The sequence below is a fragment of the Amycolatopsis xylanica genome, assembly GCF_900107045.1.
In the GTDB taxonomy this organism is placed as follows: Bacteria; Actinomycetota; Actinomycetes; order Mycobacteriales; family Pseudonocardiaceae; genus Amycolatopsis; species Amycolatopsis xylanica.
The window spans coordinates 443132-460821 of record NZ_FNON01000004.1 but is presented as its reverse complement, the minus strand read 5'-3'; the positions used below and the strand labels follow the sequence as shown (position 1 = coordinate 460821).

Sequence of the window (17690 nt, the reverse complement as noted above, 5' to 3'; positions counted from 1 at the left end):
GCGGATGTTCCTGTCGCTCCGCAAGAAACGTTCCGAGACCAGGCTGGTCTGCGACGCCGTCGGCCACGCGCTCGTCGTGCACGCTCCCGAGGGCATGAGCGCCGAGGCCCGCGCGCTGGCGAACTCCCTCGCGGCGGACGACGAGCACGACCTCGTCGTGGCGGACCTCGCCGACGACGGGGAAGCGCTCGCGGCCGCGCTCGGCCCGCGCCCGCGCGGCATCCGGCTCCTCATGGCCACACCCGAGATCGCACGCTGGCTCGCCGACCGGCTCGGCTGCGCGGTCCTGGTGCCCGGCGGCCCGGTCCTGCCGACCGCGGGTGGCGGGCTGTTCGTGTCGGGCAGTGGCTGGCTGCGGTACCTGCCAGGCAAGGACGCTTCCTGGGGCGGAAGGCGTTTCCCTTGCCCTGACTGGGATTCACGCGCGCTCGCGGAGATGACCGGCGTGGTTGAGCCGTTGCCCGCCGGCGTCTGGATCCGGCCGCACGGCGCCGAGGAGTGGCTGACGCCCGGCCGCGCCCGGCTGATGCGCATGATCCCGTGCCAGCCCGAGGTGCTCACGGTCGTGCTCGGCAAGGAAGGCACGGACGAGCTGCGGCTGGACGACGTCGAGCGATTCTGGCGGGCAGTGCCGGAGGCGGACCGGCCCAAGGTGCGGTTCGTCGGCTACGGCCCGGTCGCGCTGCCGCCGGAGACGAGCCTCGGGCAGGCGCTGGCCGACCTGCTCGGCGAGGAGGTCTGCTGCTACCTGGGCGTGCCCGTCGGCGCGCCGGGCGCGGTGGACGTGTTCACCGTGCGCGCAGATCGTTCGCATGGCTGGAAAACGTTTGCGCAGCAAGCGATCTACCGTCCGGGAGCGACCCCGGTGGTGAGCGGCTACCGGCCCCCGGTCGACGGGTTCCCCGAGATCGCGCCCGCGGTGTACCGCTGCGCGCCCGACGCGGTGGTCGAGGTCGTGCCCGCCGGGCTGTGGATCCGCCCCGACCAGGTCGGCGACGACGCGGTCCGCGCGCGGCCGGTCGACCCGGACCGCCGTCTCGTGTTCTACGAAGCCGGACTGCGGCACCTCGCCGAGGAAGTGCTCGGCCGGTTCGACTACGCGGACCGGCTGGTCACCGTGCTCGAAGCCGTCGAGGGGATCGAGCTGTACTGGCTCGCGCGGTTGCTGGGTGATCCGGTCGAGCGGTACCTGGCGGACGAGGGCGGCGCCGATTTGCCGACGTTCCGCGGCGCCTGCGTGGTGCGGGTGAACCTGGCCGAGGAGTACCGCGATGGTCAGGTGATCGTCTCCGGCGACTTCTGGCATGTGCTGACCGCGCCGTGCGCTACGCAGGACGGCTCGGTCGAGGTGCTGGTGTGGTCGATGACCGGCCGCCGCACCGCCTCGCTCGAGCCGGACGGCGTCGACGGGCGCGTGGTCTTCTTGCCTGGCACGGGTTTCAAGGTGCTCGAAGCTTCCGCGGACCGGCTGCTGCTGCGCGAGCTTTCCCCGACCGAGTTCGAGCGCGACGGCGCCGTGGCCGACAACCGCGTCGCACTCGACAAGACGATCAAGGCCACGCTGCTCCGCACGGCCGACCGCTGGGCCACCTCAGCACCGGTGGCTCGCATCCCGGCTGCCTCGGCTTCCCTGTTTCAGGGAGTCCCGTCATGACCTCCGATGAGTTGCTGCTCCTGGTCGATCCGGCTTGGCGGCCGACTGAGCAGATGCCCGACCCGCCCGCCGAGACGGCGATCGGCGCCTGGCTCATCCGCGCCGACGGCACCCGCAGCCGCTTCCAGCCGAACCCGGTCTACCGTCCGTCCACACCGGACTCACCCTTCGACCCGGTCGACGCCGAACTCCGCCGCCTCGCCACCGGAGCCCAGGGAACCGACGCGCTCTACGAAACCCTGCGCGACGTCGACCTCGCCTTGGCCATCGACGCGAGCGGCACCCCGCTGATCCGCCCGGCCCCGGACGGCATCCCCTCGCTCCTGGTCACCACCTCACCCCCGCTCCGCGCTTCCGTCGACGCTCCCGCCTGGACCGACGTCACCCTCGCCGACCTGGCCTCCTCAGGCGCGCACGTCCTCCTCAACCCAGGCTCCGCCGCCTCAATGCGCCTGAATCCCGAAGCCCTCCGCACCGCCGCCCATACGCCTGGGTAGACCGGGATAAAGCGGGCTTTATCCCGGGGAAAAGCGTCCCGGGATAAAGCCCGCTTTATCCCGCCCCTGGGTTAGATGTGGTCGCCGTTGAGCATGGCGGTGGCGAGCTCGATGCGTGAGCGGTAGCCCGTGCGCGAGAACAACCTGCTCAGCCGGCCTTCGACGCTCTTCTCGCTGGTCTTCAGCGCGGTCGCGAGTTGCTTGTTGGTCAAGCCCTCGGCGGCGAGGAGGGCGAGGAGGTGTTCGTTCTCGGCTACGGTTTCCTGGCGGCCGGGGACGGCGATGCCGTGTTCCCGCATCAGGTTGCGCAGCCACGCGCGGTAGAGCAGGGCGTCCAGCGCGCCGAGGGTTTCGTAGGTCGGCGTCAGCAGGCGGGGGTCGGCGGCGCCGTGGCGGACCAGGCGTTCCACGACGAGCGCGGTCTCGAACGGCTGAGCGCGGTCGTGCGCGCGGCGCAGGCATTCGGTTCCGCCGCGCAGGAGGCAGGCGCGCACCAGCGAACGGTGCAGGAGCACGCGGCCGGTCGGCATGGTCGAGGCGAGCTTGTCGAGTTCGGCGAGACAGCGGGCGGCCGTGTCGTGGTCGCCGCGGTCGAGTGCCAGGTCGGCGAGTTCGGACCAGGCGATGTCCGTGCCGACGGCCAGGCCGTGCGCAATGGCGCTGTGCAGGCGTTCTGCGGCGCCGGTGTGGTCGCCGAGCGCGCGGTCGACGCGGGCGTCGGCGATGTCGAGCAGGTGCACCAGCATCGGCTTGGTGGCGCGAGCGGCGGTCAGCAGCTCGCGCGCAGCCGTCAGCCTGCCTTGTGCCACCAGCACCGAGACCGTCGACAGGTGCATCGCCGACGAACCGGCGTCGTCACCGCGATGCGCGACGCTGCGCCGCGCGAAATCCACGGCGCGGGGGAATTCGCCGCGCATGGCCGCGAGCATGGACCGTTCGCCATCGCGCAGGTCTTCTTCGGGGAACCGCTCGTCAGCGAGCAGGCGTTCGGCCCGGTGTTGCTCACCGATGACCAAAAGCGCGGTCACGTGCGAGCGGATCTGGTCGGTGCGATGCCTTCGCACCTCCCGCAACGGCCACGCGGCGCGTGCGGCGAGGTTCGCGTCGAAGCGTTCCGGGCGGCCCGCCCACAAGTCCGCGAGGCTCGCGTACAGCCCGGAGAGCATCGCCGAGGTCGGGCAGCCGGGCTCGGTGCGGGCGAGCAGCGCGCCCGCGTCCGCCCAGCGGTCCAGCCTGCTCAACGCGATCGCGCTCGACGCGGGGGTCCAGTCCGGCGATCCCGCGGCGATCTCCGCCAGCGCGGCCGGGTCGCACGCGCTGACCGCCATCGACTGGACTTCTTGCGTCGCGTCGGCGGAGAGCTGGTCGGGGAAGTCGCGTAGCAGCAGCCGTGCTCCCGCGAGACTCTGCTTGTGGTCGCCGTGCTGATGACACCACGACGTGTGCAGCAGCGTGACCATCGCGCGCTGCGCCCGGTCCTCGGTCAGCTCGATGGCCGCGCGTAGCCACCGGCCGCCACGCTCGGGCTTGTCGTTTCGCAGCGCGCGGCGGAGCAGTTCGCCGAGCGCCCGCGCCGGGTCGATGAGCTTGCCCGCCTCGGCGATCTGGTCGGCGAGATAGTCGGGGTCGGAGGTCAGCGCGGTGCCCGTCCACAGTGCCGTGACGGCCGCCGCGGCGAACTGACGCCGCTCGAACGGGCCCAGCTCGGCGATCAGCGCCGACGCCGTCACCGGGATGGTGAAGCGCCAGGTGACGCCGTGGTGCAACACCCCTTCGGCGCGCAGGATGTCCAGCAGCTCAAGGGTTTCCGCCTTGTCCTGATCGAGCACTTCGCTGATCAGCGCGGGCATCGCGTCGCCGAGCGGATGCAGCACGGCCGCCGCCTTCGCGACCGCGAGCACGTCCGGGCCGAGTTCGCGCACCACGCGCGGGGGAGACGTCGTCGCGGTGCCGGGTACCAGATACGCGCGTCTGTCCACAATGCGCAGTGAGCCTTCCGCGCGCAGCAGTTCGAGCGCTTGATGCAATGCCGAGGGCACCCCGCGGCTGAGTTCCTGTAACCGCCGCCGCAGCGCTCCGCTGGGCGCGGCCGAGATCGCTTCGACGACCAGGCGCGTGATTTCGTCGGCACGCAACGGCCGCAGCCGCACCGGACGCACGAGGCCGTCGGCACGCAACCGGCGCACCATGGCGAGTCCGGCCGCGGCGTCACGCACGGGTGTGCGGGTCGCGCACACGAGCCGCACCGCGCTGCCCGCCAGCCTGCGGATGAGTGCTTCGAGCACGGCCAGCGAATCGCGGTCGATCCATTGGGTGTCATCGAGCAGCAGCACCTGATCGCCGCCGCGCACGATCGGCGCCGCCGCGGCGAGTGCCGCGCGGCGGGCGACTTCGGGGTCGTCGGCCGCGCCGGCCACGGGCGCCAGCCACGGCCGGTCGGGACTCGCGTCGGCGGGCACCAGATCACCCGCCGAGGTGAACCGCATCGCGGAAACGCGGCGGCCGTCACCGCGAAGCCGATCGCGAACCCGCTCGAGCAGCGTGGTGCGCCCGACTCCGGCGGGACCGGTCACCCAGATGCAGGGTGCTCCGGCCTCGCCGAGGAGTTCCATGACAGCGTCCACCTTCGCCATCATCAGGTGCGCGCCCCGCCACGGCAGGGCCGCGCTCGCCGTCTGGCCCGTTCGGACGCCGAGTCCGCCCGGACGCCCTACCTGCCCATTGGGGCCAGAGTGCTGTCCGTGCAAGCCATTGATCGCCCGCGCCCCTTGCCGATGGCGACACTCGGTGACTGAATGACGGCACTACAGAGGGGAGACCCGGAGATGGCGCGCCAGCGGACCGAACCCACCGGCAGGCAGGACGAGCTCGCCGCGCTGCGCTGGGATGGGTCGACCCCGGCGCTCAAGGTCGTCCGCGGCGACGCCGGCAGCGGGAAAACCGCTGTGCTGGGCCAAGTTCGCCGTGAACTCGCCGAGCAGGGCTTCGTCGTGATCGAAATGGACGGTTCCGCCGAGCGCCCGGACTGGGACGCTTTCGGCGCGCACCTGCTGCTCGACGCGATCCGCGGCCGCTTCGAGGAACTCGGCGCCGGGCTGGTCACGGCGCTCGACGCGGTCGGCAAGCTGTGCACGGCGGACGGCTATTCCTCGCCTTGGCGCCGTTTTTGCCTGCTGAACGCGTTCAGCGCGTTGTTCACCACCATCCGCGCGACGGCCCCGATCGCGGTGCTGGCCGACGACGCCCATCTGCTCGGGCAGCCGGTCGCCGCGCTCACGACCGCACAACGTGCCGGGCACTTCGTCGTCGCGGCTTGCCCCGACGGCCCGTCCGAGCTGAGCGAGCGGGCCGACGAGGTGATCGAGCTGCGGCCGCTGCCGGACCCCGCGGTCGACACCCTGCTGCGGCAGCTGGCCGGGATACCGGTCGATCCGGTCCTGCCTCGCGTCTTGCAGGACGCTCTTGGCTGCCTGTATGGAAACCCGGGCACGCTGGTGTCCACAATGGCCGATCTGCGCGAACAGGGCAGGCTCGCCACCGTCCAAGGCAGACTCTGCCTGCGTGATCCCGGCGAACCCGTGCGGCTGCCTGCTTCGCATCCGCTGATGGTCGAGCTGGACCGGTGCGGCGATGCCGGGCGTGAGCTGGTCGCGCTCGCTTCCAGCGCGGTCGGCTGCCGGGTCGACGACATCCCCATGCTCGCCGCGGCGACCGGACGCGCGCCGCTCGCGTACGGTCGCGCGGCGGATCAGCTCGTGCTCGCCGGGGTGCTCGACAGCGAAAGCACCGGACGGCTGCGGAACCGGTGTCGGGCTTTGACCGTCGAGCCGGGCGACCTGCACCGGCTGGTGGCCGAGTCGTTGCTCGCCCAGGGACGGCACGGGCCGGTGACGGCGGGGCACATCGCGGCGGCTGGCCGATCGATGGCTCCGCGACCCGAGCTGCTGGAAGTGCTGCAGGACAAGCAAAGCAAGCCGTTCGCCGCGGTCTCGCACGCCTACGCGGCGTGGTGGCACAGCCGGGACCGTGACCTGCGGGCCGAGCTGATCCGGCTGCTCGTCCGAGCCGGTGACTATACGCGGCTGGCTCAGGTCGTCGAAGAGTCGATCGATCAAGCCGACGAGGAGCTGGCCATCGCGGCGGCGCTGGTGGCGATCCACAGTGGACAACGCATGTCAGCCGCATTCGAAGGCACGCCTCAGTTCGCCTTGTGCCGCAGGTGGTTCGCGGGCGAAGAGATCCGGCTTGACGAAGTCGTCGCGTGTTTCGCCCCGGGGACCGTGCTCTCGGATCGTGACCTGGAAGCGTTCTGCGCCAGTCGTGAACTGGGCACGGTGTTCTCCGCGCTGCTCGGCCCGGACTATCGCGTGCCGGACTCGGGCCCGCTGGCCGCGTATCACCGCGTCTGCCGCGAATACGCGGGCACCGACTGGTCGTCGGCGCTCAGCGCGGCCCGTGAACTCGAACTCGACCCTCGCGCCGACGCCGCGGCCAAGCGGTACTCGCGGATGCTCGCCGCGGAGATGGCCGATTGGCGCGGGGAAGACCGGCAAGCCGAGTCGTGGCGAGTGCCCGGTGACTATCCGGCCTTGCGTGAGCTGCCGACCCGGCTGAACGAGGTCTTGGCGTGCCTGCCCGACGGCGACGTGGCCGCGCTGACCGAGGCGTACGAGACCGCGCGCGCGATCGGCGCGTCGCGGCTGATCGCCGAGGTGAAGCGCGCGCTGGCGCGGTTCGGCGCCGCGCCGGCGGCCACGCGGGCCCGCACGGACGAGCTTTCCGAGCTGCAGCACCGGATCATCGAGCTGATCCGGCAGGGCCGCACCAACCGGCAGATCGCGGTCGCGGTGCTGGTCAGTGAGAAGACCGTGGAGAAACACCTCACCAGGCTGTTCGCCAAGGCGGGCTGCCGGACCCGGCACGGGCTGGCCACGTCCGGGCTGGGCGGGCGGCTGGAGCCGGTCAGCGCGTGAAACGACAGGAGCGCCGCACGTGAGTCAGAACGTCATCATGGTGACCCAGACCCCCGGCCAAGGGCACCGCAGCGTCGGCGAGGCGCTCGCCGTGGCGACCGACGGCGCGGTCATCGTGGTCGGTCCCGGGCGGTACACGGAGAACCTGGTGCTCACCAAGGCCGTCACGATCACCGCCGAGGACGGGCCCGGCACCGTGCAGCTGGTCGCCGACACCGGCGTGACCGTGGCGCTGGCGAGCGGATCGGCCGCGTTGTCCGGGCTCACGATCGTCGCGTCCGATGCGGACAGTCCGGCCGTGCTGGTCGTCGGCGGGCAGCTCGGGATCACCGAATGCGTGGTGCGGGCGTCGAGCTGGGCGACGGTGTTCGCCAGGGACGCGGGGACCGTGCTGATGCGTGACTGCGAGATCCGCAACTCCGTCGGCGCGGGCGTGGTGGTGACCGCGACCGAAGGCGGGGTGCTCGATTCCTGCCGCCTGGAGGAGCTGGGGACGTCGGCCGTGGTGGTCGCCGACGACGGCGCTCTGCTGATGCGTGCCTGCTCGGTGCGTGGTGCGGCCGGTAACGGGATTTGCCTTAACGGCCATGGCAAACTGACCGTCGAAGACACCACGGTCAGCGGCGCAGGGAAGCCTGCGGTGGCGGTCGAGCAGCAGGCTTCGCTGAGCGCGACGAGGCTGGCCGTGACCAAGACTTCGGCCATCGGGTTCTATCTCGCGTCGTCAGGAACCGTTGTACTGCAGGAATGTCAGGTGCAGCGTGCGGCCGCCGAAGGTATTTTCGTCGCTGAATCCTGTGCGCCGCAGCTGACCGGATGCCAGGTGAGCGGCACGCGCGGGCGCGGGCTGCATTTCGCCGGGCGCGCGGGTGGCAGTGTCACCGGCTGCGATGTGTCCGAAGTGGACGGTATCGGCATCGGCGTGACCGAGCGCAGCGTCACCGAGTTCGACCGGATCACGGTCACCGGCTGCACCGGCGCGGGGGTGCGGGTGGACACCGCGTCCGACCCGTTCTTCCGGCGGCTGCGGGTGCTCGGCTGCGACGGCGCGGCGATCGAGCTGCACGGCGACGCCAGGGGACGGCTGGAGAACATCGAGATCGACGGCGGCCGTGGCGTGGGGCTTTCGGTGGCCGAAGGCGCGCGGCCGTCGGTCAGCGGGCTCAGCGCGCGTGGCATGACCGGCGCCGGGGTGAGTGTGGTGGGCGCGGCGCTGGCGTTGACCGACAGCGAAATCAACGGCGCGGGCGCGGACGGCGTGCACGCCGGTGCCGGGGCGGACCTCTCGCTGTTGCGGTGCCGAGTGCAGGGCAGCACCGGGATGGGCTGTCTGGTGGCCGAAGGCGCGTCCGGGTCCATTGTGGACTCGGAGTTCACCGGTGGCGCCGCTGACGGGATTCGCTTGGAGACTGAAGAAGCGGTCAAGGTTTCCGGGTGCACCGTGCGGGACAACCACGGCAGCGGCGTGCGCCAGACCAGGCCCGGCACCGGCATCGAGGTCGTCGACCTGATCAGCAGCGGCAACCTGTCGGCGGACGCGGTCGGCACGGCGGCGACCGCGGACGTCCCCGCGCCGGCGGCGCAGGCCCCGCAGCGCGCCGAACTGGGGTCGGATCCGCTGGTGGAGCTGGAAGGGCTGGTCGGGCTCGCCGGGGTGAAGAGCGAGGTGACCTCGCTGATCAACCTCAACAAGATGGCCAAGCGGCGGATGGACGCCGGGCTGTCCGCGCCGCCGATGGCGCGGCATCTGGTGTTCGCGGGCGCGCCGGGCACCGGCAAGACCACGGTCGCGCGGATCTACGGGCAGATCCTGGCGCAACTCGGCGTGCTGCGTAAGGGACATCTGGTCGAGGTGGCGCGCGCCGACCTGGTCGCGCAGATCATCGGCGGCACGGCCATCAAGACCACCGAGGCGTTCACCGCGGCGTTGGGCGGGGTGCTGTTCATCGACGAGGCGTACACGCTGAGCCAGGGTGGCGGCGGCACCGGGCCGGACTTCGGCCGCGAGGCGATCGACACATTGGTCAAGCTGATGGAGGACCACCGCGACGACGTCGTCGTGATCGCCGCCGGGTACACAAAGGACATGACCAAGTTCCTGGAATCCAACCCCGGTATGGAATCCCGCTTCAGCCGGACCATCGAGTTCGCCAACTACACGCCGGACGAACTGGTCACCATCGTGCGCACGCAATGCGCCAAGCACGACTACCGGCTCGACGAGGGCGCGGGCGAGGCGTTGCTGCGGTACTTCGACGAGATACCCAAGGATGGCACGTTCGGCAACGGCCGGACCGCGCGCCGGGTGTTCGAGCGGATGACCGACCGGCAGGCCTCGCGGCTCGCGATGGCGACCACCGCCGGTTCCGCCGACCTCACGCTGCTGACCACCGAGGACTTCCCCATGGGTGGCTGAGCGCGGTTCTCCGACCAACGATTTCCACGGCGGGAGTGAAGATGCTGCAGGATTTGGACGGGCTGGTGGCGCGGCGGCACGGTCCGCACGTGGTGGTGAGCCGCCACGACGAGCCGACGCCGCCGCTTCCGGTCGCCGGGATGCCGGGCAGGCTGTTCGTGCTGGTCACGGCCGCGGCCAGGGAGCTGCTCGGTGACACGCTGCCCGCTTCGCTGCTGCCGGCCGGGCCGGTGACGGAGATCTGGCTCGGCGCGGACGAGAAACTCGCGCGCGGCCTGCGCGAGGAACTCGGCGTGCCGGTGTTCACGCCTCGCGGCGGGTTCATCGCCGAACCGGGCGCGGCGATGTTCGCCGAGGGTGGATGGCGGCACGGGGAGACGGTGCACTTCCGTTTCCCCGTGCCCGCCTGGGAATCCGTGCTCCGCGGTGAGCAGGTGACCGGCGCCGGGGTGGTCGCGTGGCAGATCCCGGCCGGGCTCGTGGTGCGTACGGTGTCGTCCCCGGTGGCCGACGCGCTGTCCGTTCCGGTGGACTTCCGGTTCCCGAAGATCGTGGTCGGCGCCGGTGTCTCGCCCGATGAGGTGGCGGAGCTGCTGGGACGGTTGCCGCTCGGGCCGTTCCTCGTGGTGCCGGGTGTGACCGAGGTGTCCACACAGGACTGGCAGCGGGCGCTGGCCGGCTTGCTGGAACGAGACATCGTGTTCAGCACGATGTCGACTTATCGTCCATTCGCGACGGTGCTGCGGCAGCCCGTGGCGGGTGGGGCGCAGGAGGTGCTCGACATCGCGGCCGCGCCACCAGGGTGGGCGCGGAGCGGTGAGCGGCAGTATCAGCGTGGCCCGGTGCGGGCTTCGGTGCTGCCCGGCGGGCTCCTGCTGAGCATGGGCGGCGCCGTGGCGGGCGCGGAGGCGTTCGATCCGGCCGGGTGGACGTTGACCGTGGGCAGTGCCGGTGAGCTGGTGGGCTTGCCGTTGCTGGAGGCCGCGGAACGGCTGCTGGACGGACTCGACCCGGCGCGGCGCGCGGTGGTGCGGGTGCGGCTGGGCGGCGACGTCGACGAGCGAGGACGGGAAGCGCTGGCCCGGTGCGGCGTCCGCTCGGTCCCGGCCCCGCTGCTCGGAGGTCGTGAGTGTTCCGGCCGGTTAGAACCGGTCAAAACATTCACGACCCCGGTCGCCGAGGCGGCGCCCGTGGCTGAGCCCGAGCCCGTCGTCGAGGCCGAGCCCGTCGCTGAGCCTGCGCTGCCCGCACCTGAGGTCGCGGCGCCCGTCGTCGAGGCCGAGCCAGTGCTCGGGGGTCGTGAGTGTTCTGACCGGTTAGAACCGGCCGGAACACTCACGACCCCGGTCGCCGAGGTGGCCGCGCCGGAGCCGGTGTTGCCGGATCTGTCGTTCGCGCCGCCGCCGATCATGACGATGTCGAGTGCTCCGGTGTCCACTGTGTCCGGTCCGCCGGAGCCGGTGGAACCCGAGCTTCCCGAGCCGGAGTTGCCCGTCGCCGAGGAACTCGAGCCGCTCGAGCCGGAACCGGAGCCCGAACCGATCCCCGAGCCGGTTCCCGAGCCTGAAATCCCTGTCGTGGAGGAGCTTCCGGTCGTCGAGCACGGCCCGCTCGTCATCGCCGACCGTCCGAGCACGTCGGCCGAGCAGACCCGGTTCACGGCCGCGGCGGGCGAGGTCTTCGGCGAAGCGCTGGCCACGGTCAACGCGGCGCTGGCGACGTGGCCGTCCATGCGCTACGGCGGCGAGGCCGAGCTGAAGGCGGACTATGTGGCCGTCTGCCTGTATCTCGGCCGCGGCGAGGCGGGCACGGCCGAGCTCAACCAGGCGGTGCGCGGCGGTCAGGCCGGCGGGGTCGACGCGCTGGTGCCGTGCCTGGTGTCCGGGATCAGGCGGCTGCCGACGCATCGGCGTGCCGTGCTGCGGCAAGGCAAACTGGGCGAGGCGATCGAGCGGCGCAGCACACCGGGAACGGTGCTCACCGAGCCCGGTTTCCTGACCGCGAGCATCGATCTCGCGGTGACCGTGCCCGACGCGGACTTCGACGTGCTGATCTGGCCGTGCTCGGCGCGGCGCACGTCCGACCTGCTGATGAACCGTCCGGTGGACGAGGCGATCTTCGTCGCGGGCGCGCGGTTCAAGGCGCTCGCCATCCGCACGGCCGACGACGAGGACCCGCCCGAGGAGGACGTGCCGACGGCGCCCAAGGTCGCGGTGCTGTTCCGCGAACTCGCGCCGGGCGAGACGCCGACCGGCGACGAACTCGACGACCGCGACCTCGCCGTGCTGGCCAAACTGGACCGCGTGCTGGCCCGCCGTCGCGGCGGCGAGCTGCGGCTGGTCGACGACCCCGATCTCATCACCCGCCTCAGCACCTCGATGCTGGAATGGCACGAGTCGGCCACCGTGACGGCGGCGGCGTCGTGACCGCCCGGGCCGTGCCGCTCCTGCTCGCCGGATCGCTGCTGTTCGCCACCCCGGCCTGGGCGCAGTCCGGGCCCGCGAAACTACCCAACGGCAAGCAGGAAGCGTGCCTGCAAGCACCGCAGGGCATGGCGAGGGCCGTCCCGTGGGCCCAGCAACAGCTTGCGCCACAACGGGTTTGGCCGTTGACCCGCGGCGAAGGCGTGGTCGTCGCCGTGGTCGACACCGGCGTCGATGGCTCGATCCCGCAGCTGGCGGGCGGCAAGGTCCAGCGGGGCGTCGACCTGACATCACCCGGCAACGGGCCCGCGGACAGCGACTGCTTCGGCCACGGCACGTTCCTGGCCGGGATCATCGCCGCGTCGGCGTCGCCGGACACCGGTTTCGCGGGCGTGGCACCGGGCGTGACGATCCTGCCGATCCGGTGCGCGACCTCGGGGGAGCCGGGCGCGCTGACCCCGGGCGGCATGGCCAAGGGCATCCGGCAGGCCGTCGACTCCGGCGCGAACGTGATCAACATTTCGGCCAGCACGACGCTCCAGGACGGCGAACTCGCCGCCGCCGTCGGCTACGCGGTCGAACGGGACGTCGTCGTGGTCGCGTCGGCGGCCAACGGCGCCAAGGACGGTGACCCGGTCACCTACCCGGCGTCGTACCCCGGCGTGATCGCGGTCGGCGCGGTCGACGTCAACGGCCAGCGCGCCGACTTCTCCCAGACGGGCCCGTACCTGTCGCTGATGGCACCCGGCGTCGACGTGATCAGCGTCGGCCCCAAGGGCCCCGGCCACTGGCAGGGCAGCGGCACCAGCTACGCGGCCCCGTTCGTCACCGCGGCCGCCGCGCTGGTGCGCGCGTACCGGCCGTCGCTGACTGCGGCCCAGATCAAGCATCGTCTCGAGGCCACGGCGAACCATCCCCCGATGGCCATGCCCCACCCCGCGATGGGCTGGGGCACCGTCAACCTCCTGGCCGCCGTCACCACGGAACTCGCCGAAGAAGGCCCGGCCGCCGCGGGGGCTCCCATTGCCCCGCCCGCGGCCCGTGCCCCGGAGGTCCCGGCGCCGGACGACCTCGGCCCGCTTCTCGCGGTGCTCGGCATCCTGGGCGCGGCGGTCTTCGCGTTCGGCCTGGTCATGACCACGCGCCTCGTCAAGGCCGCCCGACGTCGCCGCTGGACCCGCGCCCGCGTCCTCGAACTCCAGGACTCGTGAGCGTTGCGGGCGGTTCTAACCGCCCGCAACGCTCACGACCCCCGGCACCGGCAAACTCGCGTACAGCAAGCGCAAACTCGCGTACACGAGCAGCAAACTCGCGTACGGGAAAGGCAAAGACTCCGGTCGCGCATGTTTGCCGCTCGCGTACGCATGTTTGCCCTTCCCATACGCGTGTTTGCCCTTCCCGTACGGGACCACGGTTCCCAGCTCAGGGGTCGTGAGTGTTTTGGCCGGTTAGAACCGGCCGGAACACTCACGAGCCCGCTTGTGTTGGCCCGGGATAAAGCGGGCTTTATCCCGGGGAAAAGCGTCCCGGGATAAAGCCCGCTTTATCCCGGGCTAGCTTTTAGGGCTGGTCGGCGAGGGGGGTTTGGACGAGGCGGACTGAGCGCCGGCGGTTGATGAACTGGGCTCGTCCCGGCGGGAGGGTGCGTGGCTTGAGGCTTCCCAGGAACGCGCCCTCGGTCTTCGGGCAGGACAGGAGCAGGGCCGGTGTGCCGAGTTCCCACATGCGGCGGATGGCCGGGTTCATCATCGAGCGGCTCGCGCCCGCCGTGCTGCGGGCGATGATCACGTGGACGCCGACGTCCGCCGCCTGGGGGAGGATGTTCATCAGCGGACCCAGCGGCCCCGCGCTTCCCGAGGACTCGGCCAGCTCGAAGTCGTCGATGATGATGTAGAGCCGCCCGCCCTTCCACCAGTCGCGCTTGGGCAGGCGGTCCGGCGTGATCTCCGGGCCGGGGATGCGCTTCTCGAGCACCGGCGCCGCGCCCGCGATCGACTTGGTCAGCGCCTCGACGCCCACCGCGTATTCGAGCTGGTGCGAAGCCGGGATCGAGTCGTGCAGCTCGCGGCGGAAGTCGCCGAACATCACGCGGGCTTCGTCGGAGGTGTGGTGCGCGACCACGGACCGGGCGATGTGGCGCAACAGGTTCGTCTTGCCCGTCTCGGCGTCGCCGTAGATCAGCAGGTGTGGTGACGCGTCGAAGTCGTGCCACTGTGGGGCCAGCTCGACGTCCTCGATGCCCAGCGGCACCCGCATTTCCGCAGACGGCGAAGGCGCCGTCGGCCCCGGCAGCTCCCGCGCGGTGAGCACGTGCGGCAGCAGGCGGACCTTCGGCGCGACGGGGGCGCCGGGCATCGCCAGCGCCTCCGACAGCTCGACGGTCGCGTCGGCCAGGTCGTCGGTGTCGGACGAGCCGTCGATACGGGGGAGCGCGGCCAGGAAGTGCAGCTTGTCCGGGGTGATGCCGCGGCCGGGGATCGCGGGCACGGTGGCCGCCACGCGTGAGTGGACCTCCGAGTCGACCGGGTCGCCCAGCTTCAGCTCGAACCGGGTGCCTAGCACGTCACGCAGCCACGGCCGCATCTCCGACCACCGATTGGTCGCGATCACCAGGTGGATACCGAAACTCAGCCCGCGCGCCGCCAGCTCGGTGAACCGCTCCTCCAGCTCCTCGAAGTCCTGCCGGATCGTGTACCAGCCGTCGACCACCAGGAACACGTCGCCGTACGGGTCGAGGTCGACGTACTGCCCCTGCCTGCGCGCACGCCGGTAACTCGCCATCGAGTCGACGTTGTGCTCGGCGAACAAGGCCTCGCGCCGCGCCATCAGGTTGGTCACCTCGAGCACGGTCCGCGTGACGCGGTCGCGGTCGAGGCGATGCGCGATGCTGCCGACGTGCGGCAGTTTCGCCAACGCGGTGAGCGTGCCGCCGAAGTCGAGGCAATAGAACTGGACCTCGGCCGCGGTGTGGGTGAGCGCGAGCCCGGCGATGAGCGTGCGCAGCAGCGTGCTCTTGCCGCTCTGCGGCCCGCCGACGACGGCCGCGTTGCCCTTGGCGCCGGACAGATCCGCCAGCAGCAGCTCACGCTTCTGCTGCGCGGGCAGGTCGATCAGGCCGACCGGGACCGTCAGGTTCGCCGTGTGCAGGTCGCCGACCGGGCGCGGGCCGAGCGTCGGGTGGTCGACCAGCGGCGGCAGCAGCTGATCGAGCGTCGCCGACTGCTTCAACGGCGGCAGCCAGACCTGGTGCGCGCGCGGACCGGCATGCTTCAACCGTCCAATGAGGACATCGAGCATGGTCTCGATCGCCTCCTGCGCATCGGAAACCACCGGTTCGGGTTCCGGCAGGTCGACCGAAGGCGGTTCGATGTACGCCGTGCCGAACGGGACCACGTGCTGCTCGACCGAGTCCAGCCCCGTCTGCCGCCGCTTCGCCCGGTACGGCGCCGACGAGTACGCGCCCTTGAACCGCACCAGCGTCTGGGTGTCCGGCCGCAGGTAGCCGTTGCCGGGACTGTTCGGCAGCTCGTACGCGTCCGGCACGCCGATCACGCTGCGGCTCTCCATCGCCGAGAACGTGCGCAGGCTGATCTTGTACGACAGGTGCGTCTCGATCTTGTGGATCCGGCCCTCGTCGAGACGCTGCGACGCCAGCAGCAGGTGGACGCCCAGCGAGCGCCCGAGCCGCCCGATCATCGCGAACACGTCGATGAACTCGGGCTTGCTCGACAGCATCTCGCTGAACTCGTCGACCACGATGAACAGCGCGGGCATCGGCTCCAGCGGCACGCCCTGCGCCCGCGCGGCCTCGTAGTCCCGGCGCGACGCGTAGTTCCCGGCCGCGCGCAGGTGCTCCTGACGCCGGTTCAGCTCGCCGGTCAGCGCGTCCTGCATCCGGTCGACCAGCTCCAGCTCGTCGGCGAGGTTCGTGATGACCGCCGAGGTGTGCGGCAGCTGGTCGAAGCCCAGGAACGCCGCACCACCCTTGAAGTCGACGAGCACGAAGTTGAGATCCTCGGAGGAATGCGTGGTGGCCAACGCCAGCACCAGCGTCCGCAGCAGCTCGCTCTTGCCGGACCCGGTCGCGCCGATGCACAGCCCGTGCGGGCCCATGCCGTCCTCGGCGGCCTCCTTGATGTCCAGCTCCAGCGGCGCGCCGGCGCCCGCGATGCCGATCGGCACGCGCAGCCTGCGCTTGCTGGTCATTCGCTCACGCCGGTACTTCACCGGCTCGAACGTCGCGACGTCGCCGAGCCCGAGCAGCGCGGCGAGGTCGTAGTCGGCCGCCATCGGCTCGTCGTCCTCGACGGCCTCGCCGACCCGGAACCGCGCCATGGTCCTCGCCAGCGCGGCCGCGGCGATCTCGCTGAGATGGTCGGGGCGGCACAGCGGACTCGTGCGCGGCTTGCCGAGCCGGTCGAACGTGACCGTGCGCGCCTGCTCGGAGTCGACCTCCAGGAACAGCACGCCAGGCCGTTGCTGCCACGGCAGCGAACCGGACACGTCGAGCACCACGGTGTTGCGGTAACCCTCGTCGGCGACGCGGTGATCCTCGGCCACCTGCACCCCGTCGAGCACCAGCACCACGAACGGTTCCGACGCGGTGATCGGCGTGTCCGACTCGAAGCGCGGGCGGCCGGTGAACGCGGGCCCGCCGAGCAGCAGCTCGATCTCGGGAATGCCGTCGGTGACCAGCCGCCGCGTGCCCGCGGCGTCGCGGCTTTCCAGATCTTGGTTGTGCGGCAACCACTTCAGCCAGTCCCAGCGATGCGCGCGGTCGGGATCGACGCAGACCGCGATCCGGACATCGCCGGGCGCGTGCGCGGTGGCGAACTGCGCGAGGATCGCCCGCAGCAGGCCGAGCACCGCGTCGTCGTCACCGCTGAACTGGATCTGCCCGAAGCCACGCAGGTACACCGCGATCGGCGCGTCCGGCAACGTCGAATAGGCGCGCAGGAACCGCCGCAACGCGTGCGCGGCCAGCGGTTCCAGGTCCTCGATCGGCTTGGTGTCCGGCGGCAGCAGCTTCAACGACGACCGCTGCACGCCGAGCCCGATCCGGACCTCGCCGAAGTCCTCGTGCGCAGGCCGCCGCTCCCACAGCCGATAGCCCAGCGCGATCGACCACAGCGCTCGCGGATCGGGGTGGATCCAGCGCGCGGCCGTCTGCTGCGCGGCGAGTGACTTGCGCACCCTGCCGCGCAACTGGGACAGGTAGCGGATGTAGTCGCGCCGATGCCCGTGCAGCTTTTGCTTGTGCGTGACCGAACTGCGCATCAGCTGCGCGATCAGCATGCCGATCACCGACAGCACCATCATGCCGCCGCCGATGTACGACATCATCCCGGAACCGGGGCGCACGAACATCATCACCATGGCCATCGAACCCAGGCCCATCGGCGCGTACATCAGCACCGAGCTGAGCCCGCCGCCGGAATCCTCCGGGACCGCGGGCGGTTCCTGGATCTCGATCTCCGAGCTCGGCGCGCTCGGTTTCGGCCTGCGTGCCCGCCGGGCGAAAAGGATCGTGCTCACAAGTTCTCCCTCGGTGAGTGGACTTCCCCCATTTCGCCCCCGAGGGGGTCGCACTGGGGTGGGAACAGCCGCTCATGGTGCTGGAATACGGGCTGGTTCCCGGTCTCCGACCTGGCAGGAAGGACCTGGACACAATGGAAGAACAGACACAGCATCGCACAACAAGCTCGGGGAGGCTACGGTTCGTCCTCG

Annotated in this window: 8 protein-coding genes; 6 read left to right on the top strand and 2 right to left on the bottom strand. The window is 71.2% G+C overall.

The window, feature by feature from the left end; translation table 11 throughout:
- Nucleotides 1-4: 4 nt before the first annotated feature.
- Nucleotides 5-1654, top strand: coding sequence for a hypothetical protein (locus BLV57_RS21050; protein ID WP_091291288.1), 1650 nt, complete (start codon nt 5-7; stop codon nt 1652-1654).
- Nucleotides 1651-2151, top strand: coding sequence for a type VII secretion system-associated protein (locus BLV57_RS21045; protein WP_091291287.1), 501 nt, complete (start codon nt 1651-1653; stop codon nt 2149-2151). The genes BLV57_RS21050 and BLV57_RS21045 overlap by 4 nt, the downstream gene beginning before the upstream one ends.
- A gap of 71 nt (nt 2152-2222) precedes the next feature.
- On the opposite strand, the gene BLV57_RS21040 is transcribed toward BLV57_RS21045, so the two are convergent.
- Nucleotides 2223-4784: an ATP-binding protein gene (locus BLV57_RS21040; protein ID WP_091291954.1), complete on the bottom strand. Its 2562-nt coding sequence runs from the start codon at nt 4782-4784 to the stop codon at nt 2223-2225.
- 162 nt (nt 4785-4946) lie between these two features.
- On the opposite strand from BLV57_RS21040, the gene BLV57_RS21035 reads away from it, so the two are divergent.
- Genes BLV57_RS21035 through mycP form a run of 4 tightly spaced genes read left to right on the top strand, consistent with a single transcriptional unit; the run spans nt 4947 to nt 13174 of the window.
- Nucleotides 4947-7124, top strand: coding sequence for a helix-turn-helix transcriptional regulator (locus BLV57_RS21035; RefSeq protein WP_091291285.1), 2178 nt, complete (start codon nt 4947-4949; stop codon nt 7122-7124).
- 19 nt (nt 7125-7143) lie between these two features.
- Complete coding sequence (locus BLV57_RS21030) at nt 7144-9540, top strand: right-handed parallel beta-helix repeat-containing protein (RefSeq protein WP_091291283.1); 2397 nt, start codon at nt 7144-7146, stop codon at nt 9538-9540.
- Between the two features lie 41 nt (nt 9541-9581).
- Nucleotides 9582-11966: a hypothetical protein gene (locus tag BLV57_RS21025; RefSeq protein ID WP_143047111.1), complete on the top strand. Its 2385-nt coding sequence runs from the start codon at nt 9582-9584 to the stop codon at nt 11964-11966.
- Nucleotides 11927-13174: a type VII secretion-associated serine protease mycosin gene (gene mycP, locus BLV57_RS21020; RefSeq protein ID WP_091291280.1), complete on the top strand. Its 1248-nt coding sequence runs from the start codon at nt 11927-11929 to the stop codon at nt 13172-13174. The genes BLV57_RS21025 and mycP overlap by 40 nt, the downstream gene beginning before the upstream one ends.
- Before the next feature lie 349 nt (nt 13175-13523).
- On the opposite strand, the gene eccCa is transcribed toward mycP, so the two are convergent.
- A complete protein-coding gene (gene eccCa, locus BLV57_RS21015) occupies nt 13524-17498 on the bottom strand; it encodes a type VII secretion protein EccCa (protein WP_091291279.1) in 3975 nt (1324 codons plus the stop codon).
- Between the last annotated feature and the right edge of the window lie 192 nt (nt 17499-17690).